The 25771-nt window shown below is 38.8% G+C and carries 24 protein-coding genes and 1 pseudogene; 13 read left to right on the forward strand and 12 right to left on the reverse strand.

All coding sequences use genetic code 11. The annotated features are described in order from the left end of the window. The first annotated feature begins 25 nt into the window (after window positions 1-25). The 5 genes from hutI (at window position 26) to murI (ending at window position 5809) form a co-directional block, all read left to right on the forward strand. Complete coding sequence (gene hutI / locus ACYU0V_RS00405) at window positions 26-1231, forward strand: imidazolonepropionase (RefSeq protein ID WP_461848636.1); 1206 nt, start codon at window positions 26-28, stop codon at window positions 1229-1231. A 10-nt stretch (window positions 1232-1241) separates the two neighbouring features. Further along, a complete protein-coding gene (gene hutG / locus ACYU0V_RS00410; protein WP_461848638.1) occupies window positions 1242-2162 on the forward strand; it encodes a formimidoylglutamase in 921 nt (306 codons plus the stop codon). A 253-nt stretch (window positions 2163-2415) separates the two neighbouring features. After that, entirely contained in the window at window positions 2416-4242 is a 1827-nt protein-coding gene (locus tag ACYU0V_RS00415; RefSeq protein ID WP_461848639.1) for a DUF885 domain-containing protein, read from the forward strand. Window positions 4243-4346: 104 nt separating this feature from the next. Continuing rightward, on the forward strand, window positions 4347-4985 hold the full coding sequence (locus ACYU0V_RS00420) for an HAD family hydrolase (RefSeq protein ID WP_461848641.1): 639 nt from the start codon (window positions 4347-4349) through the stop codon (window positions 4983-4985). A 23-nt stretch (window positions 4986-5008) separates the two neighbouring features. Further along, window positions 5009-5809, forward strand: a complete 801-nt coding sequence (gene murI, locus ACYU0V_RS00425) for a glutamate racemase (RefSeq protein ID WP_461848642.1) — start codon at window positions 5009-5011, stop codon at window positions 5807-5809. On the opposite strand, the gene ACYU0V_RS00430 is transcribed toward murI, so the two are convergent. Both ACYU0V_RS00430 and ACYU0V_RS00435 read right to left on the reverse strand, forming a co-directional pair. Next, complete coding sequence (locus ACYU0V_RS00430) at window positions 5796-6419, reverse strand: LysE family translocator (protein ID WP_461848644.1); 624 nt, start codon at window positions 6417-6419, stop codon at window positions 5796-5798. The genes murI and ACYU0V_RS00430 overlap by 14 nt on opposite strands. 185 nt (window positions 6420-6604) lie before the next feature. Beyond that, window positions 6605-7798 carry a hypothetical protein gene (locus ACYU0V_RS00435; protein WP_336030620.1) on the reverse strand — a complete coding sequence of 398 codons (1194 nt, stop codon included), beginning with the start codon at window positions 7796-7798 and terminating at the stop codon, window positions 6605-6607. Window positions 7799-8832: 1034 nt separating this feature from the next. On the opposite strand from ACYU0V_RS00435, the pseudogene ACYU0V_RS00440 reads away from it, so the two are divergent. Beyond that, window positions 8833-9127 (forward strand): annotated as a pseudogene (locus ACYU0V_RS00440) (hypothetical protein). 241 nt (window positions 9128-9368) lie between these two features. Here the strand turns inward: ACYU0V_RS00440 and glmS are convergent. The 8 genes from glmS to ACYU0V_RS00480 form a co-directional block, all read right to left on the reverse strand. Further along, window positions 9369-11207, reverse strand: coding sequence for a glutamine--fructose-6-phosphate transaminase (isomerizing) (gene glmS, locus ACYU0V_RS00445; RefSeq protein ID WP_086399886.1), 1839 nt, complete (start codon window positions 11205-11207; stop codon window positions 9369-9371). 12 nt (window positions 11208-11219) lie between these two features. Continuing rightward, a complete protein-coding gene (glmU, locus tag ACYU0V_RS00450) occupies window positions 11220-12584 on the reverse strand; it encodes a bifunctional UDP-N-acetylglucosamine diphosphorylase/glucosamine-1-phosphate N-acetyltransferase GlmU (RefSeq protein ID WP_032005035.1) in 1365 nt (454 codons plus the stop codon). Between the two features lie 16 nt (window positions 12585-12600). Then, window positions 12601-13116, reverse strand: coding sequence for a phosphatidylglycerophosphatase A family protein (locus ACYU0V_RS00455; protein ID WP_016143831.1), 516 nt, complete (start codon window positions 13114-13116; stop codon window positions 12601-12603). Beyond that, entirely contained in the window at window positions 13094-14011 is a 918-nt protein-coding gene (gene thiL, locus ACYU0V_RS00460; protein WP_461848647.1) for a thiamine-phosphate kinase, read from the reverse strand. Before thiL ends, ACYU0V_RS00455 begins: the two co-directional genes overlap by 23 nt. A 16-nt stretch (window positions 14012-14027) precedes the next feature. Continuing rightward, the gene (gene nusB, locus ACYU0V_RS00465) at window positions 14028-14477 is read right to left on the reverse strand and encodes a transcription antitermination factor NusB (RefSeq protein ID WP_002119137.1); all 450 of its coding nucleotides are present in this window, start codon (window positions 14475-14477) and stop codon (window positions 14028-14030) included. Between the two features lie 3 nt (window positions 14478-14480). After that, window positions 14481-14951, reverse strand: coding sequence for a 6,7-dimethyl-8-ribityllumazine synthase (gene ribH / locus ACYU0V_RS00470; RefSeq protein WP_002119264.1), 471 nt, complete (start codon window positions 14949-14951; stop codon window positions 14481-14483). A gap of 11 nt (window positions 14952-14962) precedes the next feature. After that, entirely contained in the window at window positions 14963-16084 is a 1122-nt protein-coding gene (gene ribBA, locus ACYU0V_RS00475) for a bifunctional 3,4-dihydroxy-2-butanone-4-phosphate synthase/GTP cyclohydrolase II (protein WP_069124340.1), read from the reverse strand. Between the two features lie 240 nt (window positions 16085-16324). Beyond that, a complete protein-coding gene (locus tag ACYU0V_RS00480; RefSeq protein ID WP_014207968.1) occupies window positions 16325-17632 on the reverse strand; it encodes a hypothetical protein in 1308 nt (435 codons plus the stop codon). 59 nt (window positions 17633-17691) lie between these two features. On the opposite strand from ACYU0V_RS00480, the gene serB reads away from it, so the two are divergent. Continuing rightward, window positions 17692-18915: a phosphoserine phosphatase SerB gene (gene serB / locus ACYU0V_RS00485; protein WP_057069122.1), complete on the forward strand. Its 1224-nt coding sequence runs from the start codon at window positions 17692-17694 to the stop codon at window positions 18913-18915. Window positions 18916-18938: 23 nt separating this feature from the next. On the opposite strand, the gene ACYU0V_RS00490 is transcribed toward serB, so the two are convergent. Next, entirely contained in the window at window positions 18939-19211 is a 273-nt protein-coding gene (locus tag ACYU0V_RS00490; protein WP_016803107.1) for a hypothetical protein, read from the reverse strand. Window positions 19212-19324: 113 nt separating this feature from the next. Here ACYU0V_RS00490 and aciT point away from each other — a divergent pair, with 113 nt between their 5' ends. After that, window positions 19325-19660 carry a ciprofloxacin tolerance protein AciT gene (gene aciT, locus ACYU0V_RS00495; protein WP_002119105.1) on the forward strand — a complete coding sequence of 112 codons (336 nt, stop codon included), beginning with the start codon at window positions 19325-19327 and terminating at the stop codon, window positions 19658-19660. Between the two features lie 251 nt (window positions 19661-19911). Next, entirely contained in the window at window positions 19912-20391 is a 480-nt protein-coding gene (locus ACYU0V_RS00500) for a hypothetical protein (protein WP_002119134.1), read from the forward strand. A gap of 44 nt (window positions 20392-20435) precedes the next feature. On the opposite strand, the gene dtd is transcribed toward ACYU0V_RS00500, so the two are convergent. Continuing rightward, window positions 20436-20879: a D-aminoacyl-tRNA deacylase gene (gene dtd / locus ACYU0V_RS00505; protein WP_032005029.1), complete on the reverse strand. Its 444-nt coding sequence runs from the start codon at window positions 20877-20879 to the stop codon at window positions 20436-20438. 168 nt (window positions 20880-21047) lie between these two features. On the opposite strand from dtd, the gene pncB reads away from it, so the two are divergent. The 4 genes from pncB (at window position 21048) to ACYU0V_RS00525 (ending at window position 25754) form a co-directional block, all read left to right on the forward strand. Then, entirely contained in the window at window positions 21048-22262 is a 1215-nt protein-coding gene (gene pncB, locus ACYU0V_RS00510) for a nicotinate phosphoribosyltransferase (protein ID WP_005078724.1), read from the forward strand. 147 nt (window positions 22263-22409) lie between these two features. Next, window positions 22410-23258, forward strand: a complete 849-nt coding sequence (locus ACYU0V_RS00515; RefSeq protein ID WP_017398995.1) for a sulfurtransferase — start codon at window positions 22410-22412, stop codon at window positions 23256-23258. Continuing rightward, on the forward strand, window positions 23255-24106 hold the full coding sequence (gene asd / locus ACYU0V_RS00520; RefSeq protein WP_461848650.1) for an archaetidylserine decarboxylase: 852 nt from the start codon (window positions 23255-23257) through the stop codon (window positions 24104-24106). The genes ACYU0V_RS00515 and asd overlap by 4 nt, the downstream gene beginning before the upstream one ends. A 427-nt stretch (window positions 24107-24533) precedes the next feature. After that, window positions 24534-25754, forward strand: coding sequence for an acetamidase/formamidase family protein (locus tag ACYU0V_RS00525; RefSeq protein ID WP_461848651.1), 1221 nt, complete (start codon window positions 24534-24536; stop codon window positions 25752-25754). Window positions 25755-25771 lie beyond the last annotated feature (17 nt).

Consider the following 25771-nt stretch of genomic DNA (forward strand, 5'->3'; position numbering starts at 1 on the left):
ATTGGGCAGTTTTGAGGAAGGGCTAATGAAAAAACTTTGGCAAAATTGCCACATTGCGACCATGCAAAATGGGCAATATTCCTACATTGAAGATGCTGCAATCGTCACAGAAGGGCATCTCATTCACTGGATTGGAAAACAACAACAACTTCCTGCCGACACTTATTCCGAAACAGTTAACTTAAATGGCGCTTGGGTAACCCCAGGGCTCATCGACTGTCATACGCATAGTGTATTTGGTGGCAACCGTAGTGTTGAGTTTGAAAAGCGCTTACAAGGTGTAAGTTATGCTGAAATTGCAGCAAGCGGTGGCGGTATTGCTAGTACAGTACGTGCAACGCGTGAAGCAAGCGAAGAACAACTATTAAATTCAGCACTTAAACGTATTCGTTGCATGCAACAAGACGGCGTTACAACCATCGAGATCAAATCTGGCTACGGACTCAATTACGAAAATGAACGCAAGATGCTGCGTGTGATCCGTCAAATTGGTGAAGCTTTACCAATGACGGTCAAAAGTACTTGCTTGGCTGCACATGCTTTACCGCCAGAGTACAAAGATCAAAGCGATGCTTATATCGAGCATATTTGTACAGAAATGTTGCCTAAACTGCATGCTGAAGGTTTAGTCGATGCAGTTGATGCTTTCTGTGAGCATTTAGCATTTTCACCAGCTCAGGTTGAACGTGTTTTTAAAACAGCACAGTCTTTGAATCTACCGGTTAAGCTTCATGCTGAACAGCTTTCATCGCTAGGTGGCTCAAGTTTGGCAGCACGTTATCATGCTTTGTCGGCAGACCATTTAGAGTACATGACCGAAGATGATGTCAAAGCAATGGCAGAGTCGGGTACGGTTGCTGTGTTATTACCGGGCGCCTTTTATCTATTACGTGAAACACAATATCCACCGATTGAAAGTCTTATTAAACACGGAGTGCGTATTGCGCTGTCGAGTGATTTAAATCCGGGTACATCTCCAGCACTTTCTTTACGTTTAATGCTGAATATGGGCAGCACACTTTTCCGCTTAACGCCTGAGCAAGCATTAGCGGGTGTCACCATTCATGCTGCACAAGCGCTCGGTTTAGAGCAAACACACGGCAGTTTAGAGCAGGGTAAAGTCGCTGACTTTGTGGCTTGGGATATTGAGCATCCATCTGAAATTGTTTACTGGCTGGGCGGCGATTTGCCTAAGCGAGTCGTTCAGCATGGACAAGAAGTTATTTTTTAAACGGTGTCACATGAATCACACATTTAAATGGCAAGGTCGCCATGATGGCGAGGGTAAAGCACACCAACGTATTCACCATATTATGAATAAAACCCAACATGCCGAATTTGCGCTGATTGGTTTTAGTTCTGATGAAGGCGTGAAGCGCAATAAAGGCCGAGTCGGTGCTGCCGATGCGCCAGACGCAATCCGTAATCAGCTTGCTAACTTACCGATTCATCGTCCAGTCAGTATTGTCGATTTGGGTACAGTGACCTGCGAATATGACAATTTAGAGCAAGCACAAGCTGAGTTAGCTGAACAAGTCGCAAACAGCTTACAAAATGGTTTGAAACCGATTGTATTGGGCGGTGGACATGAGGTTGCATTTGGTAGCTTTAGCGGTCTGTTCCAATATGTACAAGCCCACGCACCAGATAAAAAAATAGGCATTATTAATTTCGATGCCCATTTTGATTTGCGTGAAGCTGAGCATGCAACTTCTGGAACACCATTTTTACAGGCAGCTCGACTTTCACAACAGCATCAAAAACAATTTAATTATTTATGTATTGGGGTTGCCAACCATGCCAATACTAAAGTTTTGTTTGATACGGCCGATGCTCTAAATTGTGCATATTTACGTGATCATGAGGTTAATATTTTTAACCTAAACAACGTGCTCGCAGCGGTTGATGCTTTTATTGAAAAAGTAGACTGTTTGTACGTTACGATTGATTTAGATGTCTTCGCGGCTGCGGTTGCACCGGGGGTCAGTGCACCAGCTGTTAAAGGAATTGACTTAGCGACTTTTGAAGCGATTTTTAAGCATATTCAAGAGACTGGAAAAATTAAACTTTTAGATATTGCCGAGTGCAATCCAAAATTTGATTTAGACAATAGAACAGCAAAACTGGCTGCCTATATTGTTTATCAATATTTGTTTTCTTGAGAAACAATTTTTAATGTAGAAATGAAAAAGTGCACTGAGATTGCTCATGTGCACTTTTTTTAAGTTCTTGGTCTATTAAAGTCAGATGTGGAATATAGATAGCAACTATAAATAATATAATTAAAAAGAAAATTAATTTATAAAATCATTTAGTTAAAAAAATACTCGATTTTTACACCATTTTATATGCTGCTTGGCACGTAATTTGTTTTGTCTTTATTTTAACCTTTGTTAAATATTTCTGGATAATTAAATGAAAAACAGAACCTTACAATTGGCTTGTATCAGTGTTTTATTTTGGATGTCTCATTCTTCTAATGCTACAACCCCCGAAATAAATACAAATACCATCGAAAAATCACAATCTAAACAAAAGAGTGATATCTCTGTTCGGGTGAAAGCTTTAAACCAACTTTTACAGGAACAGTGGGAATATACTTTGAAAAATAGTCCTGAAACTGCAACCGTTTTAGGAGATTTACGCTACAACGATCGATGGACAGAGCTTTCAAAAAATCAGATTGAGAAAGATAAAAAAACTACTCAAAATTTTTTAAAAGGTTTTGAAGCGATTGATAGCACAGGGTTTTCAGCAACTGATCAATTAAATAAAGATTTAATGATTTATCAGTTGAAAGAAACACTTAAAAATTATGATTTGAAATTGTATGAGATGCCTTTTAATCAAATGTGGGGCCTACATTTACAATTTCCGGGATTTATTAGTTCGATTCCATTTGATAATGCTAAGCAATATCAAGACTATATTTCTCGTTTAAAACAAATTCCTCTTATTCTTGATCAAGGTATTCAGTTAGCGAAACAAGGACAAAAAGATGGTTTGATGCCACCCAAATATTTAATTGAAAAGGTGGCAAAGCAGATTAATAGCATTGCAACTCCCGCAGGGAAAGACAGTGTGTTTGCTTCTCCATTAAAGCAATTTCCAAAAAATATTTCGAAAGCAGAACAAGAGCGTTTAAGCCGTGAAGTGCTACAAGCCATAGATCAGAATGTTCGGCCTGCTTATCAAAAACTTGGAACATTTATTCAGAAAGATTACTTACCCCATGGCCGACAACATGAGGGTATATGGAGCTTGCCAAACGGTGACGAGCTCTATCGCTTTTATGTAGAAAACAATACGACAACCTCTGAAAGCCCTGAAAATATTCATCAGCTTGGGTTAAAAGAAGTTGCTCGTATAGAAGCGGAAATGCTGAAAATTGCTAAAGCACAAGGTTTCAATGACTTAAAAAGTTTCCAACAATCCTTAAAAACAAATCCCGCTGTTTTCCCAAAATCTCGTGAAGAAATTTTAGAGATTTATCGGGGATATATTGCCCAAATGCAACCAGAGTTGCCGAAGCTCTTTGGTTTATTACCCAAAAATAAAGTCGAAGTTTTACCTGTAGAGCAATATCGAGAAAAAGAAGCGGCAGGTGCGGAGTATCATCAAGGTACGCCTGATGGCTCACGCCCCGGACAAGTCTATGTGAATACTGGCGACTTCTCTGAACGTTCCAAAATATCAATGGAAGCGACTGCTTACCATGAAGCAATTCCCGGCCACCATATGCAGATTGATATTGCCCAAAACTTGCCAAATTTACCGATGTTCCGAAAGCAACCCAACCACACCGCCTACATTGAAGGATGGGCACTTTACGCAGAGCAGTTGGGTAAAGATGTTGGTTTTTATAAAGACCCGCTTTCAGACTATGGAAGACTATCGAGTGAGTTGTTCCGTGCTTGTCGTCTAGTGGTTGACACTGGGGTACATTATAAAAAATGGACCCGTCAGCAAATGATTGATTTTATGCGTGAACATTCTGCTTTAGATGAACCAGATATTCAGGCAGAGACAGATCGCTATATTGCTATTCCTGCCCAAGCATTAGCCTACAAAATGGGTCAACTAAAAATTTTAGAGCTACGGGAGCTCGCGAAACAGGAGCTTGGAGATCGTTTTGATATCAAAGCATTCCATGACATGATTTTAAATGCAGGAACATTGCCTTTAAATATTCTGGATGCACGTATTAAAAATTGGATTAAGGAACAAAAAGCGGCAGCTTAAAACAAAAATCGAAATTTAGGTCAGGTCCTCGTTGGGCCTGATTTAAAAACTGCTAGAAAACAGAATATAATAATAAAAAATATATTTTATTTCAGAACTTTAAAATGGAAAAATCTTTAAAAGAATACCAAGCTATTATTTTTGATATGGACGGTACTTTAGTCGACTCCTTTAGCTTTTTTTTAGGTGCTTTAAATCAGCTTGCCAAGAAGTATAAATTTAAATCTGTAGAGCTACATGAAGTAGAGCAGTACAAACATCTTTCACCAAAAGAAATTATGAAAGAGATGAATGTTTCCAGATGGAAACTGCCTTGGATTGCCAAAGATTTCATTCGTTTAATGAAAGAAAGAGATCAAGACGTTTACATGTTTGAGGGCATGCGGGACCACTTAATTGAACTGCATAAGCGGGGATATACACTCGCAATTATCACTTCAAACTCTAAAGAAAACTGTCAAAATCTTTTGGGTACAGAACTATGTGAGCTTTTTAGCCATATTGATGGCGGCTCGTCTATATTTGGCAAAGCTAAACGAATTAAGCGTGTTCTCAGCATTTTGGATGTAAGTAAAAACCAAGCAATTTATGTCGGCGACCAAACCACGGATGGCGAAGCTGCACATAAAGCAGGTATTGATTTTGCTGCGGTCGGTTGGGGGTATACATCGGCTGAAAAATTAAAAACCATTCAGCCCAAAGTCGTGCTAACAGACTTGGCAACCATGAAAAGATTTTTCTAAATATATGAAATGCAGGACAAACCATGAATAACAATAACAACCCGATTGGAATGATTGATTCTGGTTTAGGCGGGTTGTCTCTCTTTAAGCATATTCGGCAGGCCCTTCCGAATGAAGATATTATTTACTTTGCAGACTCGAAATATGTCCCGTATGGAGACAAAGAAAGCGACTGGATTGTTTCACGAACCACTCACTTAATCTCAAATCTTATAAATGACGGGAATTGCAAAGCGATTGTGGTTGCTTGTAACACCATGACGGCTGTAGCGATTGAAACGATTAGAGCGCAAATTAATGTGCCACTTATTGCAATAGAACCCGCCGTAAAACCAGCTGTGGCAATCACTCAAAGTAAGCATATTGCGGTTTTGGCAACTGCCACCACGGTAAAGGGTAAAAATTTAAAAAGTTTAATTGAAATGTATGCGCAAGATATTAGAGTGTCTTTAGTGCCTTGTATTGGCTTAGCTGAAAAAATCGAAACGGGTAAAGCGCATACAGCGGAAGTTAAGGATTATTTAGAAAATATTTTGGCGCCGTTGGTCGAACAAAAAGCCGATACGATTATTTTAGGATGCACACACTATCCATTTGTTTCAGATACGATTCAGGAAATTGTAGGTCGTGATATTCAAATTATTGAGCCTTCGGAAGCTGTAACAGCGCAATTAATTCGGCAGCTCAATCAATATCATTTAAGTTCTGAAAGTCCAAATGAGGGGAATCATATTATTTGGACCAGTTCAGACCCGTTGGAAGTTGCGGATGTTAGTTTCTCTTTGTTAGGTAAGCATTTACCTGTAAAAACTACTGGTTTTTAAAGCCAAGAAAAACGCCTAGCCCCATAAAAATGAGTCCACCCATCACTGACATAGATTTTTGGGGCTTCTTTGATTTAGTTAATTTTTGGCTAATGTAGTTGGCTAAAAACACACAAACAACATCGGCAGAAACAAAGATTAGATTAACAATCAGTCCTAAAATGATGAATTGAGACCAAACAGGAAAATCTAATGAGGTATTAATAAATTGAGGTAAAAAGGCGATATAAAAAATAGCGGTTTTAGGGTTTAAGACTTCGACCAGAATGCTCTGCTTTAAAGATAACTGACCATTTTCAGCATTTTGCTGAAGAGTCGGGGACGAGGACGATTTAATTAATTTAATACCTAACCAAATTAAATACAAAGCACCTAAAATTTTAATAATATCATAGAGTTTTGGAATAATTTGAAAGATGGTCGTTAAGCCTAAAGACGCCGCTATGATATGAAAGCAGCCTCCTAAGAAAATTCCAAATGCTGCCATTAAACCAGATTTTCTACCGCGAGAAAGCGTTTGTGCAGCGGTATACAGCATTGCTGGACCCGGAATATAAGCAAAAATAATTGTAGTAATTAAAAATGTAATGAATAACTCTAAAGAAATCATGTTTTACCTATCTTATTGTTGCTATTTTTGAATGAATTTTAAATAATTTAAAGTATAAGAAATTTATAAGTATTTCAATTTTATAAGCAGATTTATTTCTATAAAACTCAAAATCATCCAAAGAATGATTTAAATTCTTTGGATGATTGAAAATAAGCTTATTTAGCTTTTAGAGTCGCTGCCTATTAAGCTCTTTTAAGTTCCCAGCGCTGTTTTGGGTCATTAGATCGATGGCTAATCTTTACAGATGAACCCGAGCTATGTGTTAGTACAGCATCTGGTTGACCTTCTACAAAAATATAACCATCTTCAAAGGCCCAACTAGTTTGGTAATCGAGACCCGCGCCTTGTAAGAAAACCTTGCCACTATGCCTATTCACTGCTTGTAACTTTATATTATTCATACTCTTTAATGCGGCTTTGATTTGTTCAAAAGACTCATTTGACTTTAAGCCTGTCTGCCAAATCTTTCTGGCAGTATTAAAATTGTTTTCAAAAGTATGTAAATCTAGATCGTTTCTAAGCTCTTGAATGATTTTCGTTGCTTCTTGGATCGGATCTTCAATGTTGTCGTCTATTTCCTCTCTGTTTGATAGCTCCCAGAATCTTTCTTTTTTTAATTTTTCTAAAAGTGTAATGATATTCTGCTGACTTAGACGTAATCGAAATTCTACAGGATATGAGCTATAACTTTGTTGGTTCAAAATATCTAATTTGCTAGAAGCAACAAATATTTTGTAGAGTTTTTCAGAAAGATGAGCGGAATCGTAGTAGCCAAAACGAAAGCTTAAATCTTCTTCGAATCCGTATCTGCTTTTCTCAACTAAGTCATCAACCAAAGTGTTATTTAAATAGTCATCAAACTTCTTATCATCGAGCTTACCGAGCAGTTCAGATTGAATTGTTTCTTCACTGTTAGTATAGATCAATTTGCTTAATAAAGTTTTTAATAGTTCAATAATATCAAGACAATCACTGGTTCTTAAATGTGCTAGTGTTTCTTCATCTTGCTTTGGTAAAAGACTAAGAAAATTTTCTAAGTCGTGGTCTCGTAATTTATATTCAATTGGTCTTGTATTAACGATAGCACCTAATACCCAATTAGAACGTATGTCACTGACTTTGTTGAATAGTTTATTCTCTCGACGACCGATATATACGTGGCTGTCAAAATACCAAAGTTCTTCGTCTATGTTTTTAACCTTGTCATGTACCATAAATAGTCGGTCATTTGTATGAGAATATTTGAACTCAGCTGTTTGACCACGTCTAGATACCGTTTCTACACCATGGGATTGTCCACCGTATGCACTTGCGATACATGCACCTGTTTCTTTGTTAACGATTCTAAAGTCTCCACTTGGAAATCCATTAGCCATGATGAGTTGCTCCTTATAATTAGAAAGTTTTTGTAGTTGTCGAAATTAATAGTTATCAAGTAAATTTCGAAGCGTGATTTATACCATAATTTTTCACATATAAATCCAAGTGTTTTTGTTGGTTTTTGTATATAACATATTGATTTATTTGTATTTATTAGAATATCTTAAGAAGAAGATACCACTATTTTCTAAAGTTTCATGAACGTAATAAAAAAGTCCAGTATGTATTTCAAAGACATATCAGGCTTTTTAATAGATGAATTATCAGAACAAAGGTGACTTTCATAACACGATATTTTTAAATTATTCTACAGTTACTGACTTAGCCAAGTTACATGATCGGGCAATATCTCTCTATATATTTATATAGACTGTTAAATTAGAATTAACGATTAATCTATTTTATTAACTAAATATATATAACTCATGTTTATATTTTAAATTTTATTAAAAGCTATAAATATAAAATAAGGAAAATATTATATAAACATTAATTAAATTATTATATTTAAACTTTTTCATTAAAATAAATTGACGTTCTTTATTATACAGATTAATATTTCGTTGCTGGCCTACATTGCCAGACGGTTTTGACAGACCGTACTTAGCAAATGGGTTATACTTTCTGAGTATTTCCCATGTGGAACCTTTGTGCCCCCTTTTTCTCTATGGTAGGGCGGAAGGGGGACGCGTTCGCGCGTGCTGGTCGCTAGGTCTAGTCTGTCAACCCTCTTTCGTTCTGCCACCCTAATCAATTGACGGTGATTTGGTGGTAGGACTCCATTTTTAAGGAGTTGGCCATGCCACTATTTAAACTTATTTTCTCTCTCAGTTAATAATTTTATTTATTTAAAATTGGGACTCTTTCAACCTGATTTTTTAAATTTATAAATTATTTTTATTTTAAAATTTTAATTATTTTATTTTCCTATATTTATGGGAGGGTTAATTGTTATTTAAAAAATTATTTTAATATTAAGATTGATCATATTTTTATTTTATTTAAAGATATAAATAATCATGAGAATAATATGAAACTTCATAAATTTATATTAGTTTTAAACCTTGTGGTCGGTGCTTACAGTATTACAAATGATGAAGCCAATGCTCAGCAGGAATTTAAAAGAATTTGTTTATCAGGTGAACACATGCAAGCCAGTTGCGATTGTATTTGCCAACAGCTTGCACAGGTGTATTCGCCTCAAACCGTACAACGTTTAAAACACACCAGTTTGCAAAGTCCTGATCTCCCACAGGACTTTGCCCCTAACTTGTTCGGCATCATTCGACGCTGCGACAAAACTGAAATGGGCTAAGTTCGCTTAGCTCCTTTATCTCTGTGTCGCAATGATCTCTCAAACTTTAAATCAGCGCAAAAGTAAAAGTCCGTTGTGACACAGGGTCCTAGAGGGGCTTTACTATCAAACTAGATTTTCTTTCACGTAAAAGCGCTTGTGTAGCGATATGAACGCAATAAAAAAGCCCGATAGGCAATTAATGCATATCGGGCTTTCTAATCAACAGAAGCGATCTACACCTTTTATGGCATAGATAGCATGTCTGATTATTACTCTACAGTTACTGACTTAGCCAAGTTACGTGGCTGGTCAACGTCTGTACCACGTAATACAGCAACGTGATAAGACAATAACTGAACTGGTACGCTATAAACGATTGGAGCTAACCATTCGTTTACTGCTGGAATATGTACAACGTGTTGACGGTCTTTTTCACTGATTCCGCTATTTTCATCCGCGAAAACAAATAATTCACCACCACGTGCCTGAACTTCTTCCATATTTGATTTGAGCTTATCAAGCATTTCATCATTTGGAGCAAGAATCACGATTGGCATTTCATTATCAACAAGTGCCAATGGGCCGTGTTTTAACTCACCAGCTGCATAGCCTTCTGCATGAATATATGAAATTTCTTTTAGCTTTAATGCGCCTTCTAATGCGATTGGATAATTCGTACCACGTCCTAAGAATAAGCAGTGATTTTTTTCAACGAATAATTCAGACAAACGCAAAATTTCTGGATCATGTTTAAGCGTATCAAGAATAACTTTCGGGCTGTGCCATAACTCACGTGTAATTTCTTCAAGAAGAGCAGGGCTAATACGTTGTTTAACTTGACCAATTTTCAAGATTAACAACATAAGCGCAGCAAGCTGAGTCGTAAACGCTTTAGTTGATGCAACACCAATCTCAGGGCCAGCAAGCGTCAATAAGTGATGATCAGTTTCACGAACCATTGAAGACGTAGCAACGTTACAGATAGTCAAAGTCTGAATATCGATATTGTTTGCTTTCGCACGCTTTTGAGTTTCACGTAGTGCAGCTAAAGTATCGGCAGTTTCACCTGACTGTGAAATACAAATATAAAGTGTATTTTCAACAATTACAGGAGTGCGATAGCGGAATTCACTTGCGATTTCAACTTGGCAAGGCACACCAATCAGTTGCTCAAACCAATATTTCGCAATCATTCCTGAGTGGTAACTTGTACCACACGCAATGATTTGTACGCTTTGAATTTTGTTGAAATCTGCATCAGCATTTTTCAAGAAATCATCACGTAAGCTGTTGCCATCAAGCGCTTGAGAAATTGTTTGCTTGATTGCTTCTGGTTGCTCATAAATTTCTTTGAGCATGTAGTGTTTGTATTCACCTTTTGATGCACTACTTACAGTTGCATCAAGCTCTCGTACTGGACGCTCAACGCGTTCGCCATTTGCAAATACTTCAATTGAAGTACGAGTAAGACGTGCAATATCGCCTTCTTCTAGGTACATAAAGCGGTTAGTTACAGGCAAAAGTGCAAGTTGGTCTGAACTAATAAAGTTTTCACCAATACCTACACCAATCACGAGTGGTGAGCCTTCACGTACAGTAATCAGTTCATCCGGATAATCGCTGTGGATAATACCTAGCGCGTAAGCACCTTTAAGCTGAGGTACAACAGTTTCAACAGCTTCTAAAAGGCTATCTGTACTTTTTAATGCTTCAGCAACTAAGTGTGCAACAACTTCAGTATCTGTTTGAGAAGTAAAAACGTAACCTAAAGCTTGAAGGTCATCTTTTAATTCTTGGTAGTTTTCAATGATACCGTTATGTACAACAGCAACCTTACCAGACATATGCGGGTGAGCATTGTTTTCAGTTGGTTTACCGTGTGTTGCCCAACGGGTATGTGCAATCCCGATAGCCCCTGTAAGCTGGTGTTCAGCAACTGCATCGGCAAGATTGATTACTTTACCTACACGACGCTCACGTAAAATTTGTTGGTTATTCAGTAAAGCAACACCCGCAGAATCATAACCGCGGTATTCAAGACGTTTTAAACCTTCAATTAAAATCTCGGTTACACAACGTTCTGCAACGCCTCCGACGATACCACACATACTTCAATCCTCTTATTTTTTAACCTTTTGGGGACGTTGATAATTTGCTTTTGAAATTTGTTGCGCACGTTCAAAGGAGAGACTTTGTTCGGCTACATCTTTCGTAATCACAGAACCCGCACCAACTGTTGCGCCATTCCCAATGGTTACCGGAGCAACCAGCGAGCTATTAGAACCGATAAAAACGGCATCGCCAATAGTGGTTTTGTGTTTATTTGCACCGTCGTAATTACAAGTAATCGTACCTGCCCCAATATTCGATTCAGCACCGATTTCTGCATCACCTAAATAGGTGAAATGGTTGGCTTTACTACCCAATCCAATCGTTGTGTTTTTAACTTCAACAAAGTTGCCGATATGTACTTCATTTGCCAATTTAGCGCCTGGACGTAAGCGTGCAAATGGTCCAATTTGAGCATTTTCGCCTACAACTGCGCCATCAAAAACGCTATAGGCCTGAACTTTGGTGCCTGCGGCAATTTTTGTATTCTTTAGAATACATCCAGCGCCGATTTCTACAAAATCGCCCAGTTCACAGTCACCTTCAATAATCACATTTACGTCAATACGAACGTCATGTCCAACTTTCACAGAACCGCGTAAGTCAAAGCGTGCAGGGTCAGCAAAAGTTACGCCTTGTTGCATAAGCTCTTTTGCTTGCTGTTGCTGGAACTCACGTTCAAGTGCAGCAAGTTGTAAGCGGTCATTGACACCTTCAACTTCAAAAGCGAGTTCTGGTTGAATAGATGCGATTTCTAGACCATCTGCAACAGCCATTGCTACGATGTCAGTTAGATAATATTCGCCTTGCGCATTTTCATTTGAAAGTTTAGGCAACCACTCATGAAGTTTTGCATTGCTAACACAGTAAATACCTGTGTTGATTTCTTGAATCTGACGCTGAGCTTCTGTTGCATCTTTATGTTCAACAATCGCTTGAATCTTACCTTCTTGACGAACGATACGACCATAACCTGTTGGGTTGTCGACATGTAAAGTAATCATGCCAATGCCCGTTTTACTTGAAACTTCAACAAGTTGCTCTAGCGTTGTTTGACGTACTAAAGGTACATCACCATAAAGAATTAATGAAATACCGTCTTTAGGAAGTACGGGTAAGGTCATTTGTACCGCATGACCTGTACCTAGTTGTTCTGCTTGTTCAACCCATTGAATCTTTTCTTGTGCAAAAGTTTGTTTGACGTGGTCACCACCATGTCCATAAATCGTAATAATATTTTCTGCGTGTATTTTTTTTGCTGTTTGAATGACATGTCCTAAAAGTGGGCGACCCGCTAAAGGTTGTAATACTTTAGGAAGCTGAGAACGCATACGCGTTCCTTTGCCTGCAGCAAGAATAATGACGGTAGTTGACATGAATAACTCTAATGATTTAACTCAAATGGATAATAATTAGTGTACAAAGAGCAGCCCATACACCGGCAATAATATCGTCAAGCATAATACCAAAACCACCATGCACTTGACGATCAATAACGCGTATAGGCCAAGGTTTCCAAACATCGAAAATCCGAAATAATATAAATCCCCCAATCACCCACATCCAATTCATTTGTTGTAAATAAAGCAGGGGAAGGAAGGTAATAGATTGACCTGCAAACTCGTCCCACACAATTCGACCATCATCGTGTACATCAATAACTTTTGCAGTTTGACCACAAATATAAATTCCTACCAAGGACATGATAAGGATAGCGATCAAGCTTAAGTTAAAGCCAAGCGATAACCAGATTGGAACGAAAAGTAGGGCAAAGGCAGAGCCAAAAGTACCGGGAGCTTTAGGTGCGAGACCAGATCCGAAACCAACTCCACAGAAAACGATGCAGCGGTTGAACCAAGACATGTCCTTAAAATGAATCGGTGGCTTATGCAAAGTGTTGGTATCCATGAATTTGCAATGGGTAATCTGAACCCAAGTGCTCAAAAGTTAGTTGTGTTTGCTCAATGATCTCTCCGATCATTGTAATCTTAATGTCTAGTTGTTTTTGCAAAAGTTTTTCATAATTTTGCGGTGTTATTGTAAAACATAATTCGTAATCATCACCACCGGCCAAAGCATATTGCCAGCGCTGTTGTTCTGGTAGTGCTTGTAGCGTTGAATCAATTGGTAACTTTTCTAAAAGTAATCGGGCACCGACGTTTGAAGCTTTTAAGATATGGCCTAAATCTTGGGCTAATCCATCAGAAATATCAATCATACTAGATGCTAATCCCTTCAGCTGTTGTCCAAGCTGACAACGTGGTGTCGGGTAGTCTAGTCTTTCTTGTAATGGATGACCTAGGTGCTGTAAACCATACGCGGCATCACCAACTTGACCGCTCACACAAACATAGTCACCGACTTTGGCACCTGAACGTAAAACGGCTTGTCCGTTTTCAACCCAGCCCATGGCTGTGACAGTAATGGTGAGATGAGGGCCTTGGGTCGTGTCTCCACCAATGAGAGCAACCCCAAATTGATTACAGCAGTCATAAATTCCCTGACTGAATCCTTCAAGCCATTCATGATCAATTGTAGGTAGGCTGAGCGCCAGTAAAATACTATGCGGTTTTGCCCCCATTGCTGCAATATCTGAAAGATTGACAGCTACGCTTTTCCAGCCAATTGCATGGGCAGAGGTATCAAGAGGAAAATGACGTCCAGCAACGAGTGTATCTGCACAGATCACCAATTGTTGGTTTACGGGAGGGGTAATTAAGGCTGAGTCATCTCCAATACCCAAGGTGACATCTGTGTAAGATTGTCTGTTAAAGTATTGGTCAATAATAGAAAACTCAGCCATATCAACTTCAAACCTATTAGTTTGCTTGTTGTTTTTCAGCACTACGTAGTGTTGAACTTAAACGATCTAGAACGCCATTAATATATTTATGGCTATCTGCTCCACCAAAGTGTTTAGCGAGTTCAATAGCTTCATCTAGAACTACTCGGTAAGGTACTTCTAAATGATCACGTAACTCATAAGCACCCAAGCGTAATGTTGCTAGCTCTACACCATCAAGTGCACTAAGTTCACGGTCAAGTACCGGAATAAGTAATGCATCAAGATCTTCGTGCTGTGCAATCACTTGTGTTAGCAGTTCGTGATAGTAGTTTAAGTCTACCTTGTGCATTGCATTTTCAGCACGGGTGCGTGCTTCGATTTCATGTACAGGGTTGTGACTCATTTGCCACTCATAAATACCTTGTACAGCAAAACGACGTGCTTTACGTTTTGCTGCATAAGCGGCTTGCAGTGTTTGAGACATGCTTTAAATTGCCTTTAATAAATTAACCATTTCAATTGCAGTTAAAGCAGCTTCGCTACCTTTGTTTCCTGCTTTTGTACCTGAACGTTCGATGGCTTGCTCGATGCTATCAGTAGTTAATACACCATTGATGACAGGCAAGCTGCTTTCTAACGCGACTACACCTAAACCTTTTGCACATTCACCTGCAACGAAGTCAAAGTGTGGTGTGCTACCACGAATCACTGCGCCAAGTGCGATGATTGCATCAAACTGGTTTGATGTAGCTAATTTTTTAGCAACAATCGGGAGTTCCCATGCGCCAGGAGCATGAATAACAGTAATGTTATCTTCATTTACACCGTGACGTTTTAATGTGTCGATTGCACCATCCAATAAGTGTTCAACAACAAAGCTGTTGAAACGACCCACTAAAATCGCATAACGACCTTCGCTTGCGAGATGTAATAAACCTTCAATACGGCGAATTGCCATAGCAACCTCGATTATTTCGTTGTGATTTGATCAGCAGTGACATATTCCACTACTTCTAAATTAAAGCCAGATAAGGCATTGAAACGTAATGGTGAGCTAAGAAGCTTCATTTTTTCAACACCTAAATCACGCAAAATTTGAGCACCGACACCAATGGTTTGATATTGATGTGAAAGTGCTGCATTGGATTTCACCGGTTTTGGCTTATTTAAATCATCCAACGCTGGTCCCAAGTCTTGCAAATGATCTTGACCGATCCAGACTAAAACACCGCGATCACTCGCTGCAATCGTCTGTAGGGCACGGTCTAAGTTCCACGCAGGTTCACCATCAGCTTTATTTAGCTTAAGCAAATCGCGAATTGGACTAAAACCATGCACACGTACTGTTGTAATACCTTCTTTTGGCTCGCCTTTAACTAAAGCCAAATGAATGTCCGGGTTACCAATCTCACGATAACGATAAAGTTCAAATGAACCATATTCTGTTTGAATGGTTTTTTGATCCAGACGTTCAACCGTTTGCTCATTAGTCATGCGGTAGTGAATCAAGTCCGCAATTGTACCAATTTTTAAGCCATGCTTCTCAGCAAAAATTTCTAAATCTGCACGGCGTGCCATTGTGCCATCTTCATTAATGATTTCACAAATGACAGAAGCCGGTTCAAGGCCTGCTAAACGTGCTAAATCACAACCTGCTTCGGTATGGCCTGCACGATGTAAAACACCACCTGGTTGTGCCATTAACGGGAAAATATGACCCGGCTGTACGATATCAGTTGGTTTTGCATGCGCTGCGACAGCAGCTTGAATTGTATGTGCACGCTCTGCTGCTGAAATACCTGTGGTAATCCCTTCAGCGGCTTCGATTGATAAGGTAAAGTTTGTACTGTGCTGAGCACCGTTTTGGTCAACCATCAATGGAAGGTTTAACTGTTTACAGCGCTCACGGCTTAGCGTTAGGCAAACTAGACCACGTGCATGGGTAATCATGAAGTTAATATCTTCAGGACGAACATGCGTTGCTGCAATGACAAGATCACCTTCATTTTCGCGATCTTCGTCATCCATCAAGATAACCATTTTGCCTGCACGAATATCGGCGACAAGATCTTCAACACGACTCAGCGGCATTCGCTTTCACCTTTTTTTGTCGTAAGACAATTTCTATTTAATAAATTTTGCATAGTTTACGCTGTTTAGAGAATTTTGCCTATGATTCTGATTTATCCAAATTTGTGACATCTAAGAATAGATCGAGATTTATTTATACAAATAAATCATAAGAAAATGGAGTGGTTTTAAATAAAAGCCATGAATTTAAATAAAAAAAACCTAGCCAAAAGGCTAGGTTCTGATGCGCGTAGTTACTTTTTATGAAGCTGCACTACTTGGACTATCATTTTGTGGGATTGATTTTTTCCCCATTAAAATTTCAGTCCGGATATTTTGAGCAAGTTCAGCACATTCTGCATTCATACCATTGATCATAAATGCGTGACGTGTCATCACATTGCTTGGGTTTGGCATTGCAACAAGTTGGTAGCTGTCTTGAATTGCTTTGAGTTGTTCATTTTCGAGATATAAAGCCGACTCTTTAGCGTGAAGATGTTGTGCTAAACGTTGAGCAGCTTCTTTTGCATCGATTTGCATCGCTTCTACAGCATTACATGTTGCACTACGAGTTTGCAGCGCAAAACGTTTATCTTCACGGTAACGTTTATATAAAACATCTGAAAGTAATTGGAATACGGTTCCAATCATAAGCAGACATTCTACGGCATGCGTATGAGAGGTTGAAATCGCAAGTGTCGCGCCTTCGGCATTAAACTCATCTACTACTTCAATATCTGTGAGCTTCAATTGGTAATGCTTAACGCATAACTCAATACTCTTGTTTAAAAAGAGCTGGCAGAGTTTGAAATAAGGAACAGATACCGATTGGTTAACACTGCTTAATAACTGTTTAGGATCATAAAACTGAATATTGAGTGCCAACGTATGTTGGTCAGCTGAATCTGAAGTTTTCTCGGCTTGTTGGCGAGCTGCTGGTTTCGCTTTCGCTTGTTGCTGCGCTTGTGCAACCAAAGTTACCGTATTTTGTTTTTCTAGAGCCAATGCTTGAGTTAACTGCTGAATTTCATGCTTCAAGCGGTTTTCTTCATTAATGCGTGCCAAATATTCGCTTCGTGTTGGGCGAGCAATCGCGCGATAGGCAAGCCACAATAAAACATGCAAAAACAGAGAAGCTAAAATTGCAAGCCATTGAGTACGAAGAATTTCTCCGATACTTGGCTGAATCAACGTAACTTCGATAGATCCGACTTTCTTTTCATTTTGAAGGGCATCACGAGCAAAAATTTCGCCTTGGCGGGTTTTTGAAATTCCGCTTGTTGCTAGAACCTGTTTGTTCGCATCAAGAATGCGAATAGACGCAACACTTGGATTGGTCGCATAGCGATTGGCAATCAGAGCTAAAGACACCGTATTAGCAGGTTCAAGCTCAGATAAGCTGTCTGCAACGAGCTGACTGGTCATGAGCTGACCTTGACTCGCACGGTTTTCATTAAGCTGGTGTGTCGTTGCAATGACCAATAAAAAGGTATGCAATGCAAAACTAACGATCAGTAGGCTAGCAAATAGCCCTTGTCTAGGCGCAATCAAGTTAAACTTCCAAGGCAATTATATTGAAATTCGATTATGATTCTTACAATAGTTGTCACTCAGACTAGAGTCAATTCATGCGAGAAATCATTCTTATATCCTTTTTAGGACCGGACCAACCAAACCAGTTTACCCGATTAATGCAAGTACTATCCGTACATTCATTGCAAATACTGGATGTAGGTCAGGCTGTTATTCATAATCAACTTACATTAGGCATTGTAGTCGCTTCTGATAATGAAACTGCGACCGCATTGGCAATGAAAGAGATTCTGATTTTAGCACATGATATTGGCTTAACAGTGCGCTTTAAACCAATCACGGGCGCAGAATACGATCAATGGGTAAGTGAAGGTGGTCGGACCCGTTATATCGTCACGGCTTTAGCCCCAGAACTCACTGCGGCACACTTACAAGCAGTTACAAAAATTGTATCTAGCCAAGGCTTTAACATCGAAACAGTAACGCGTTTATCAGGTCGTGTAGACTTCGAAAGAGATAGCGCATTCCCACGTCGTGCCTGTGTACAGTTTGGTCTAAGTAGCGGCCCAACTTTAGATGCACAAGCCATGCGTGCTGCATGTTTACTTCTTTCAAGCGAACTAAATATCGATGTTGCTGTTCAAGAAGACAACGCTTATCGCCGTAACCGCCGTTTGGTGTGTTTCGATATGGACTCAACATTAATTGAACAAGAAGTGATTGATGAGTTGGCGATTGAAGCAGGGGTAGGCGCACAAGTTGCTGAAATTACTGAAAGAGCGATGCAAGGTGAGCTTGATTTCCAGCAAAGCTTCCGTGCACGTGTTGCATTATTAAAAGGGCTTGATGCTGCTGTTTTACCTAAAATTGCAGAGCGTTTAACCATTACCGAAGGTGCAGAGCGTCTTATCTCGACCTTAAAGGCACTTGGTTATAAAACAGCAATTTTATCTGGTGGTTTCCAGTATTTTGCTGAATATTTACAAGGCAAACTCGGTATTGATGAAGTTCACGCTAACATTTTAGATGTGCAAGACGGCTTCGTAACAGGCGAAGTAAAAGGTGCAATTGTTGATGGTGCCCGTAAAGCTGAGTTATTACGCGAACTTGCAAATAAGATGGGAATTTCTTTAGAGCAAGCGATGGCCGTAGGCGATGGTGCAAACGATTTACCGATGCTTGCGATTGCAGGTTTAGGGGTTGCTTATCGTGCAAAACCATTAGTACGCCAAAACGCAAATCAGGCAATTTCAAGTGTTGGTTTAGATGGTGTGCTTTATTTACTCGGTATGCATGATAAAGATTTAAATCGTGCTTAACCTATATGGATAAGCTTTAAGCGCTACTTCAGAGTAGCGCTTTTTTTATGCAGAATAGTCATAAAAACAAGCAAGTTATGACAAAATTTTGCACAGAAAAAAGGCAATAAAAAAATCTGAAAAAAACTTATTTTGGTCCTTAAAAACAGCATATTTTTTTGTAATGACACGCCAGAATTGATGCCATATAGGGAATCGAACTTTTTGAATTTTGCAAAAATGTAATGACAAAAGAATGTTGCGACAAAGTATGTCGCATTAAGAAAAAACGGGTCTTTTTTTCTAAAAAAAAACATCCATAATGCATCGTAAGCTTCAACACAAATCATGAATTAAAGTTGTTTTTGGAATGAGGTCGGGTATTAAAGACCGAATGTTTTTAGACGTTTTCATTAAGACGGAGGTTTCTATGGTAACAGCGAATTTTGCCGCTATCGCCGGATTCAGCTTAATTGCTGTCGCGCTTGTTGCTGTTTTCTTTTCTCCTTACCGTCGTTGGCTTGGTTTTATGCTTGCAGGGATGTTCTTTTGGGGGCTATTGGAAGTGGTCCGTTTTGGAGTTCAAGTCACTTTTGAAATGCCAGTCACATATAGTTATTTAACTGCATTAAGTCTAGCGATGGTAATGGTTACATTTATTTTGTTACGTGAGGATAAACAAGCACAAAAGGCATTGGCAAATCGCCAATATATAGAACACACGCCAGTATATGAAGATGATCAGCAGCAATGTTCTAGCCGATAATTAAATTGTTATCTAAAGGTAAAAAGGTATGCACAGCATGCCTTTTTTATTTACGAAACGTGATTTTTATTATACAAAGCATTTATTAAAAAATAGCCAGTTATGCTACGATAGATGGGTCTGTTGACGTTTCATCTAGATTGCGTTGCCAGCTAAAAAATATCAATTGATGCATAAAACACAGGCAATGGTATGTCCTTGCTAAGTTTTGCTCTAAAGTTTTCATAAAAATACAATAGGCGTGAATGTTCATGAAACTTTCTTCCATACCTGTAGTCAAGTTACCTCTTGTTGATGTCAGTACAGACCCATTAGATTTGTTGGTAGCAGGTTTAGTGCTGCGTATGAAGCAGTTGGCGCGTACTAGCCCTAAGTTTATTGAACTGATTCATGACCGCGCATTCCGTATTCAGATCGGTACAGATTTAGGTGTTGCACGTCAGATCATTATTAATAATGGTCAGATTGATACTGTTGCAGGCGCACCTGAAAAAGCTGATTTTATTTTGCAATTTGCAGACAGTGAGCAAGGTGTAAAAACTTTGATCAAAGGTGACCCAACAGCATTTATGACGGGTATGCAAGACGGCAGCATTAAAATGGAAGGTGACTTCAGCCTATTGGTATGGTTCAACCAAGTTGCTAAGCTCATTCCACCTAAGTTACCAAAACCAGTAAAAGATAAAGTACGTCAGGCGCGTGCTTTCATTAAAGAGAAAACTGGACGTTAATATCCAGCTATAAAAAAACTCCCATTTTGGGAGTTTTTTTATATTTATGCTTCGACTTCCAGATTGAATGTCACCGGACCATCATTAATGAGGTGTACTTTCATGTCAGCAGCAAATATTCCGGTTTGAACTTTTTCAAATTGAGAATGTGCATATTCAACCAATTGTTCATATAACGCTTTTGCGTCGCTAGGTGGCATGGCTGGACCAAAGTCTGGGCGTAAACCTTTTTGTGTTTGTGCCATCAAGGTAAATTGTGACACAAGCAAGATTCCACCATTTGCTTGAGACACGTTCCAACCCATTTTGCCTTGTTCATCATCAAAAATTCGATATTTCAAAATTTTATCAATAAGCTTTTGACCAATAGCCAAAGTATCATCTCGGCCAATGCCTAAGAAAACCAGTAGGCCGTGTTGGATTTCGCCTGTAGTTTCACCGTCTACAACCACTTTGGCTTCAAGAACTCGTTGTATTAAAGCGCGCATAGTTAAAGCAAATTTCTATAATTAATTGAATTAACGTAGTTTAGCAGAATTTAAATTAAATGATTTTTAAAAGGAAATTTCATGGAACTGCAACAATGGTATAAAACCTCGTAATTCATCCATAAAAATATGCTTTAATGCTAAGAAGCAAGCGAATAATCATTGACTATGTCTCCAATTATCCATTCTTTACTAGATACAGACTTGTACAAATTTACGATGCTACAAGTGGTTTTGCATAAATTCCCGCAAACACATAGTGTCTATCATTTTCGTTGCAGAAACTTAGAAGATACAGTCTATCCATTAGTGGATATTTTGGATGACTTAAACGAGCAACTCGACCATTTATGTAATCTCAAATATAAAGAAGACGAGCTACAATATCTAAGAAAATTACGCTTTATTAAAAGCGACTTTGTCGATTACTTAGAATTATTCCAACTCAAACGTCGTTTTATTCAGGCTAGTATTGATGCAGAAGGCCGTTTAGATATTCATATTGAAGGACCGATGGTTCAGGCGATGATGTTCGAGATTTTTGTCCTAGCCATTGTAAACGAGTTGTATTTTAGCCGTATCAAAACAGACCAAGTTTGGGCCGAAGGCGAACGCCGATTACAAGCAAAACTCGATTTGATTCAGCAATATGAAAAATCTCAACAACCAAATGATCCACCGTTTTTAGTTTCTGATTTTGGTACACGTCGTCGTTATAGCTTTGCTTGGCAAAAACATGTCGTAGCGGCATTTCATAAAACTGTACCAAATGTGTTCCGTGGTACAAGTAATGTCTTGCTTGCTAAAGAGCTTAACATTACTCCAATCGGGACCATGGCACATGAATTCCTACAAGCATTTCAGGCACTTGATGTACGTTTGCGTGATTTCCAAAAAGCTGCTCTGGAAACGTGGGTACAAGAGTACCGTGGAGACTTAGGAATTGCCCTAACTGATGTGGTAGGGATGGATGCTTTCTTACGCGACTTTGACCTGTATTTTGCCAAACTATTTGATGGTTTACGTCATGACAGTGGCGACCCGTATGAATGGGGTGATAAGGCGTATGCACATTACCGTAAATTAAAAATTGATACCAAAACCAAAATGCTGACCTTTAGCGATGGCCTTAATTTGCCAAAGGCATGGGAGTTGCATCAATACTTTAAAGATCGTTTTCAGGTGAGTTTCGGTATTGGTACTAACCTAACCAACGATATGGGGCAAAAGCCACTGAATATTGTGTTGAAACTGGTTGAATGTAACGGTCAGTCAGTTGCGAAGATCTCTGATAGTCCGGGTAAAACCATGACTGACAACGATACTTTCTTGGCCTATTTACGTCAGGTTTTTGAAATCGAAGAACTTGAAGAAGTGGTTTAAATAAAAAGTAGTCTCGCTATTTTTATTTTTAAAAGTGAGAATGCTGATATCTGATTTTCTGCTAAAGCGTAGCAGAAAATCAGAGTTTGTTAGATATATGCTTATGCTAAGATTGAAAATAAGCTGGTATAAAAAGAAACCATGACGATGACACTCCCTGATTTTAAACTCGATTTATTAATAGAAGCAGAAGAATTAGTGCCTTATTTAGGCAATGAATATATTCGCATTATAGATTTGAGCCGTGCATCGGTTTATGAACAACTCCATATTCCACATGCCATTCATTTACAGCCTAAATGGTTAGTGGCTCAACAAGAAGAAGCTACTGGTGTTTTGCCAGATGAAGCGGGCTTACAAGCACTTATTGAAAAATTAAATATTTCACCTAATCATCATGTCGTGGTTTATGACGATGAAGGCGGAGCATGGGCTGGGCGTTTAATCTGGAATTTGCACTGTTTAGGATTTACCCGTACCAGTTTAATTAACGGCGGTATCCATGCATGGTTAGGTGCAGGCTTACCCACTACAGCAGAAGTCGAAAAAGTTTCTCCTGTTACAGACTTAATTCAGATTGATTTATCACATGCTGCGCAGTTCCGAGTGAACTATGAAGAGCTACGCAAACAAGTTGAGCAAGAAAGTGTGCAACTGTGGGATTGCCGGACGAGTGATGAATATAGTGGTGTCCGTTTAGCAGCGCGACGCGGCGGTCACATTCCAAATGCTCTCCATTTTGAATGGAGTACTGCACTTAATCGTCAAAATCATCTAAAATTGCATCCGCTTGAACGCACGCGGCAGCGCCTTGAACAACTTGGGTTCGATTTACAACAACCTGTAGTTGTGTACTGCCAGTCACATCACCGTTCCGGTTTGGCCTATATTCTGGCTAGACTCTTGGGCTGGGAAGCAAAAGCCTATGATGGTGCGTGGAGTGAATGGGGCAATCGCCTCGATAGTCCTATTATTACTGGAGAATCACCGTCGTGAGTTTCACATCTCGATTAAAAAAAGAATTATTTATTAAGGCACAAAACCTTGTACCACAGCATCAATTGAGCCGTGTGGTAGGTAAAGTTGCTGCGAGTGAAAATCCAGTTGTGAAAAACGCTGCTATTCATGCGTTTAAAGCTAAATATGGGATTGATTTATCGATTGCTGAACAAGGCAATGCACTGAAATATAAATCTTTTAATGACTTTTTTACCCGTGCATTAAAAGAGGGGGTACGTCTGATTGATGAAAATACAGATAGCATTGTCTCACCAGCGGACGGCGCAATTTCCCAAATTGGTAAAATTACTGCGGGTGAAGTCTTTCAAGCAAAAGGTCAAAGTTTCTCTGTAGAGAAACTCATTGGCGATCCACAACTTGCTCAACCATTCCAAGACGGTGAGTTCGCGACAGTTTATTTATCACCGCGTGATTACCATCGTGTTCATATGCCGTTTGCAGGGACATTAACAGAAACGTTATATGTGCCAGGCGAGTTATTTTCAGTAAATCAGGTCACTGCTGAAAATGTACCTGGATTATTTGCTCGTAATGAACGTATGGTGTGTTTGTTTGATACTGAACTTGGCCGTATGGCTGTTGTTCTAGTAGGTGCGATGATTGTTGCAGGTATTGAAACTGTGGCAACAGGCAAGGTAAAACCTTCAGGCCGTATTGAATTGCAACATCATCAGTTAAAGCTAGAGAAAGGTGCTGAGCTTGGACGTTTTTATTTAGGTTCTACAGCTGTTATTTTATTTGAAAAAGATAAGATCGAATGGGAAAAACGTTTTAAAGCTGAGTCTGTAGTTGTAATGGGCGAGCGCATGGGACATACCATTTAGTCCGTTATATTGCTCCCTAAAAACAAGTAAACCCTGATTTTAATTATTCAGGGTTTTTTTTGATTTAAATTATATAAACCTAAAATTTATAATTATGTTTGGATTTATATTATATGAAAATATAATTATTATTAAGTGATCTAAATGAGTACCTTATATAAGCTAGTCTATAAATATGTATCTGAAAAGAGCAAAAATATTAATATGATTAAAAATTAATAAATAAAAATAGAATGAAATATTTAAGTTAGACTTAAGTCGAGGTTTTAATTTTATTTGAAGATAAGTTATTAAATCTAAAAAAATTATTTAGTTTTTTATAAGCATGAAGCACTTTTTAGATATTACACAACTTTAGCCTTGGCACAATGCTTGCTAATTATTCAGGACTTTACTGTAACTTTCATATTTTTTAGGTTCTGAAATCATGTTAAAAGTTAAATGTCTGACAGCTTCAGTTTTATCTGTACTTTGTATTTCACTCACTCATGCCAATGATTTTAAAGTTTTAAATCAAATTTCAAAACAGCCTACTCAACTTCAAACTGGGGAATATAAAGGTAATTATTATGTTCCATCTACTTTAAATACCATTACATGGGGCTATTTACCAAATCGAGATGCTAAACCCGTGCTTACTGTTCCGTCGGGTAGTGTTGTGACATTTGATACGGTTTCTCATGAAGGTTTGCTTGAAGACCAAGGGCGTAATGCTGAAAAGTTCTTTCAATCGAAAGGTGTCAAATCTAATGAAATCTTGGAAGATGCAAAAACAATTACGCAGTCAAATTTAAAGCATGATTTTCATAAAGATGGGCCGCATATTGTGACAGGCCCTGTTGCAATTGAAGGCGCACAGCCCGGTGATATTCTGAAAGTTGAAGTACTTAAAGTTGAGCCACGTGTTCCTTACGGTGTGATTTCAAATCGACATGGTAAAGGTGCTTTAGTAGGGGAGTTTCCTAAAAAAGCAAAGCAAGAAAATGCATCGGCTGAGCATCCTGAACGCTATGGAAATGTATCGATTTTCACCCCAATCGAAAAAAATGCTAAAGGTGAATACGAAGGTGTATTAAAAACAGAATCTGGTAAATCAATACGTTTTCCGCTCTATCCTTTTATGGGGATTATGGGGGTAGCAGCCAATACGTCTGAGCCTGTTCACTCTGTACCGCCTGCAATGTATGGCGGAAATATTGATATTAATGAACTAGGTGCAGGTTCAACTGCGTATTATCCTGTTCAGGTTAAAGGTGCATTATTCTATACGGGTGATAGTCATTTCGCGCAAGGGGATGGCGAAGTAGCATTAACGGCACTAGAAGCTTCAGCCCGCGCCACGTTGAAATTTACCTTACTTAAAGCAGGTAAGGACAAAATACCGGGCAAAGATTTAAAACAACCTTTAGCTGAAAATGCTGAGTTTTGGATTACACCGGGACTTGATGAAGATCTTGATGAAGCGATGAAGAAATCTACACGTGAAGCCATTCGTTTCTTAAACCAAGAATACGGTATTGATGAAGCGACAGCGTATGCCTATTTAAGTGCCGCGACTGATTTTGAAGTTTCACAAGTAGTAGATAAAATCAAAGGGATCCATGCAAAAATCAGAAAAGCTGATTTTAAAGAGTTTGAGAGTAAATAATTGAGATGACCCAAGCT

This window comes from Acinetobacter sp. X9 (assembly GCF_054889255.1).

Bases quoted from the DNA above. Each gene is read 5' to 3' on its own strand.
- ribBA (WP_069124340.1), bottom strand. From the start codon at position 16,084: ATGCCGCTGAGTCGTGTTGAAGATCTTGTCGCCGATATTCGTGCAGGC.
- pncB (WP_005078724.1), top strand. From the start codon at position 21,048: ATGTCTCCAATTATCCATTCTTTACTAGATACAGACTTGTACAAATTT.
- ACYU0V_RS00500 (WP_002119134.1), top strand. From the start codon at position 19,912: ATGAAACTTTCTTCCATACCTGTAGTCAAGTTACCTCTTGTTGATGTC.
- ACYU0V_RS00420 (WP_461848641.1), top strand. From the start codon at position 4,347: ATGGAAAAATCTTTAAAAGAATACCAAGCTATTATTTTTGATATGGAC.
- ACYU0V_RS00455 (WP_016143831.1), bottom strand. From the start codon at position 13,116: ATGGATACCAACACTTTGCATAAGCCACCGATTCATTTTAAGGACATG.
- hutG (WP_461848638.1), top strand. From the start codon at position 1,242: ATGAATCACACATTTAAATGGCAAGGTCGCCATGATGGCGAGGGTAAA.
- ACYU0V_RS00430 (WP_461848644.1), bottom strand. From the start codon at position 6,419: ATGATTTCTTTAGAGTTATTCATTACATTTTTAATTACTACAATTATT.
- hutI (WP_461848636.1), top strand. From the start codon at position 26: ATGAAAAAACTTTGGCAAAATTGCCACATTGCGACCATGCAAAATGGG.
- glmS (WP_086399886.1), bottom strand. From the start codon at position 11,207: ATGTGTGGTATCGTCGGAGGCGTTGCAGAACGTTGTGTAACCGAGATT.
- ACYU0V_RS00490 (WP_016803107.1), bottom strand. From the start codon at position 19,211: ATGTTTTTTTTTAGAAAAAAAGACCCGTTTTTTCTTAATGCGACATAC.
- nusB (WP_002119137.1), bottom strand. From the start codon at position 14,477: ATGTCTCAAACACTGCAAGCCGCTTATGCAGCAAAACGTAAAGCACGT.
- serB (WP_057069122.1), top strand. From the start codon at position 17,692: ATGCGAGAAATCATTCTTATATCCTTTTTAGGACCGGACCAACCAAAC.
- thiL (WP_461848647.1), bottom strand. From the start codon at position 14,011: ATGGCTGAGTTTTCTATTATTGACCAATACTTTAACAGACAATCTTAC.
- dtd (WP_032005029.1), bottom strand. From the start codon at position 20,879: ATGCGCGCTTTAATACAACGAGTTCTTGAAGCCAAAGTGGTTGTAGAC.
- ACYU0V_RS00525 (WP_461848651.1), top strand. From the start codon at position 24,534: ATGTTAAAAGTTAAATGTCTGACAGCTTCAGTTTTATCTGTACTTTGT.
- ribH (WP_002119264.1), bottom strand. From the start codon at position 14,951: ATGGCAATTCGCCGTATTGAAGGTTTATTACATCTCGCAAGCGAAGGT.
- aciT (WP_002119105.1), top strand. From the start codon at position 19,325: ATGGTAACAGCGAATTTTGCCGCTATCGCCGGATTCAGCTTAATTGCT.
- ACYU0V_RS00435 (WP_336030620.1), bottom strand. From the start codon at position 7,798: ATGGCTAATGGATTTCCAAGTGGAGACTTTAGAATCGTTAACAAAGAA.
- murI (WP_461848642.1), top strand. From the start codon at position 5,009: ATGAATAACAATAACAACCCGATTGGAATGATTGATTCTGGTTTAGGC.
- ACYU0V_RS00415 (WP_461848639.1), top strand. From the start codon at position 2,416: ATGAAAAACAGAACCTTACAATTGGCTTGTATCAGTGTTTTATTTTGG.
- glmU (WP_032005035.1), bottom strand. From the start codon at position 12,584: ATGTCAACTACCGTCATTATTCTTGCTGCAGGCAAAGGAACGCGTATG.
- ACYU0V_RS00515 (WP_017398995.1), top strand. From the start codon at position 22,410: ATGACACTCCCTGATTTTAAACTCGATTTATTAATAGAAGCAGAAGAA.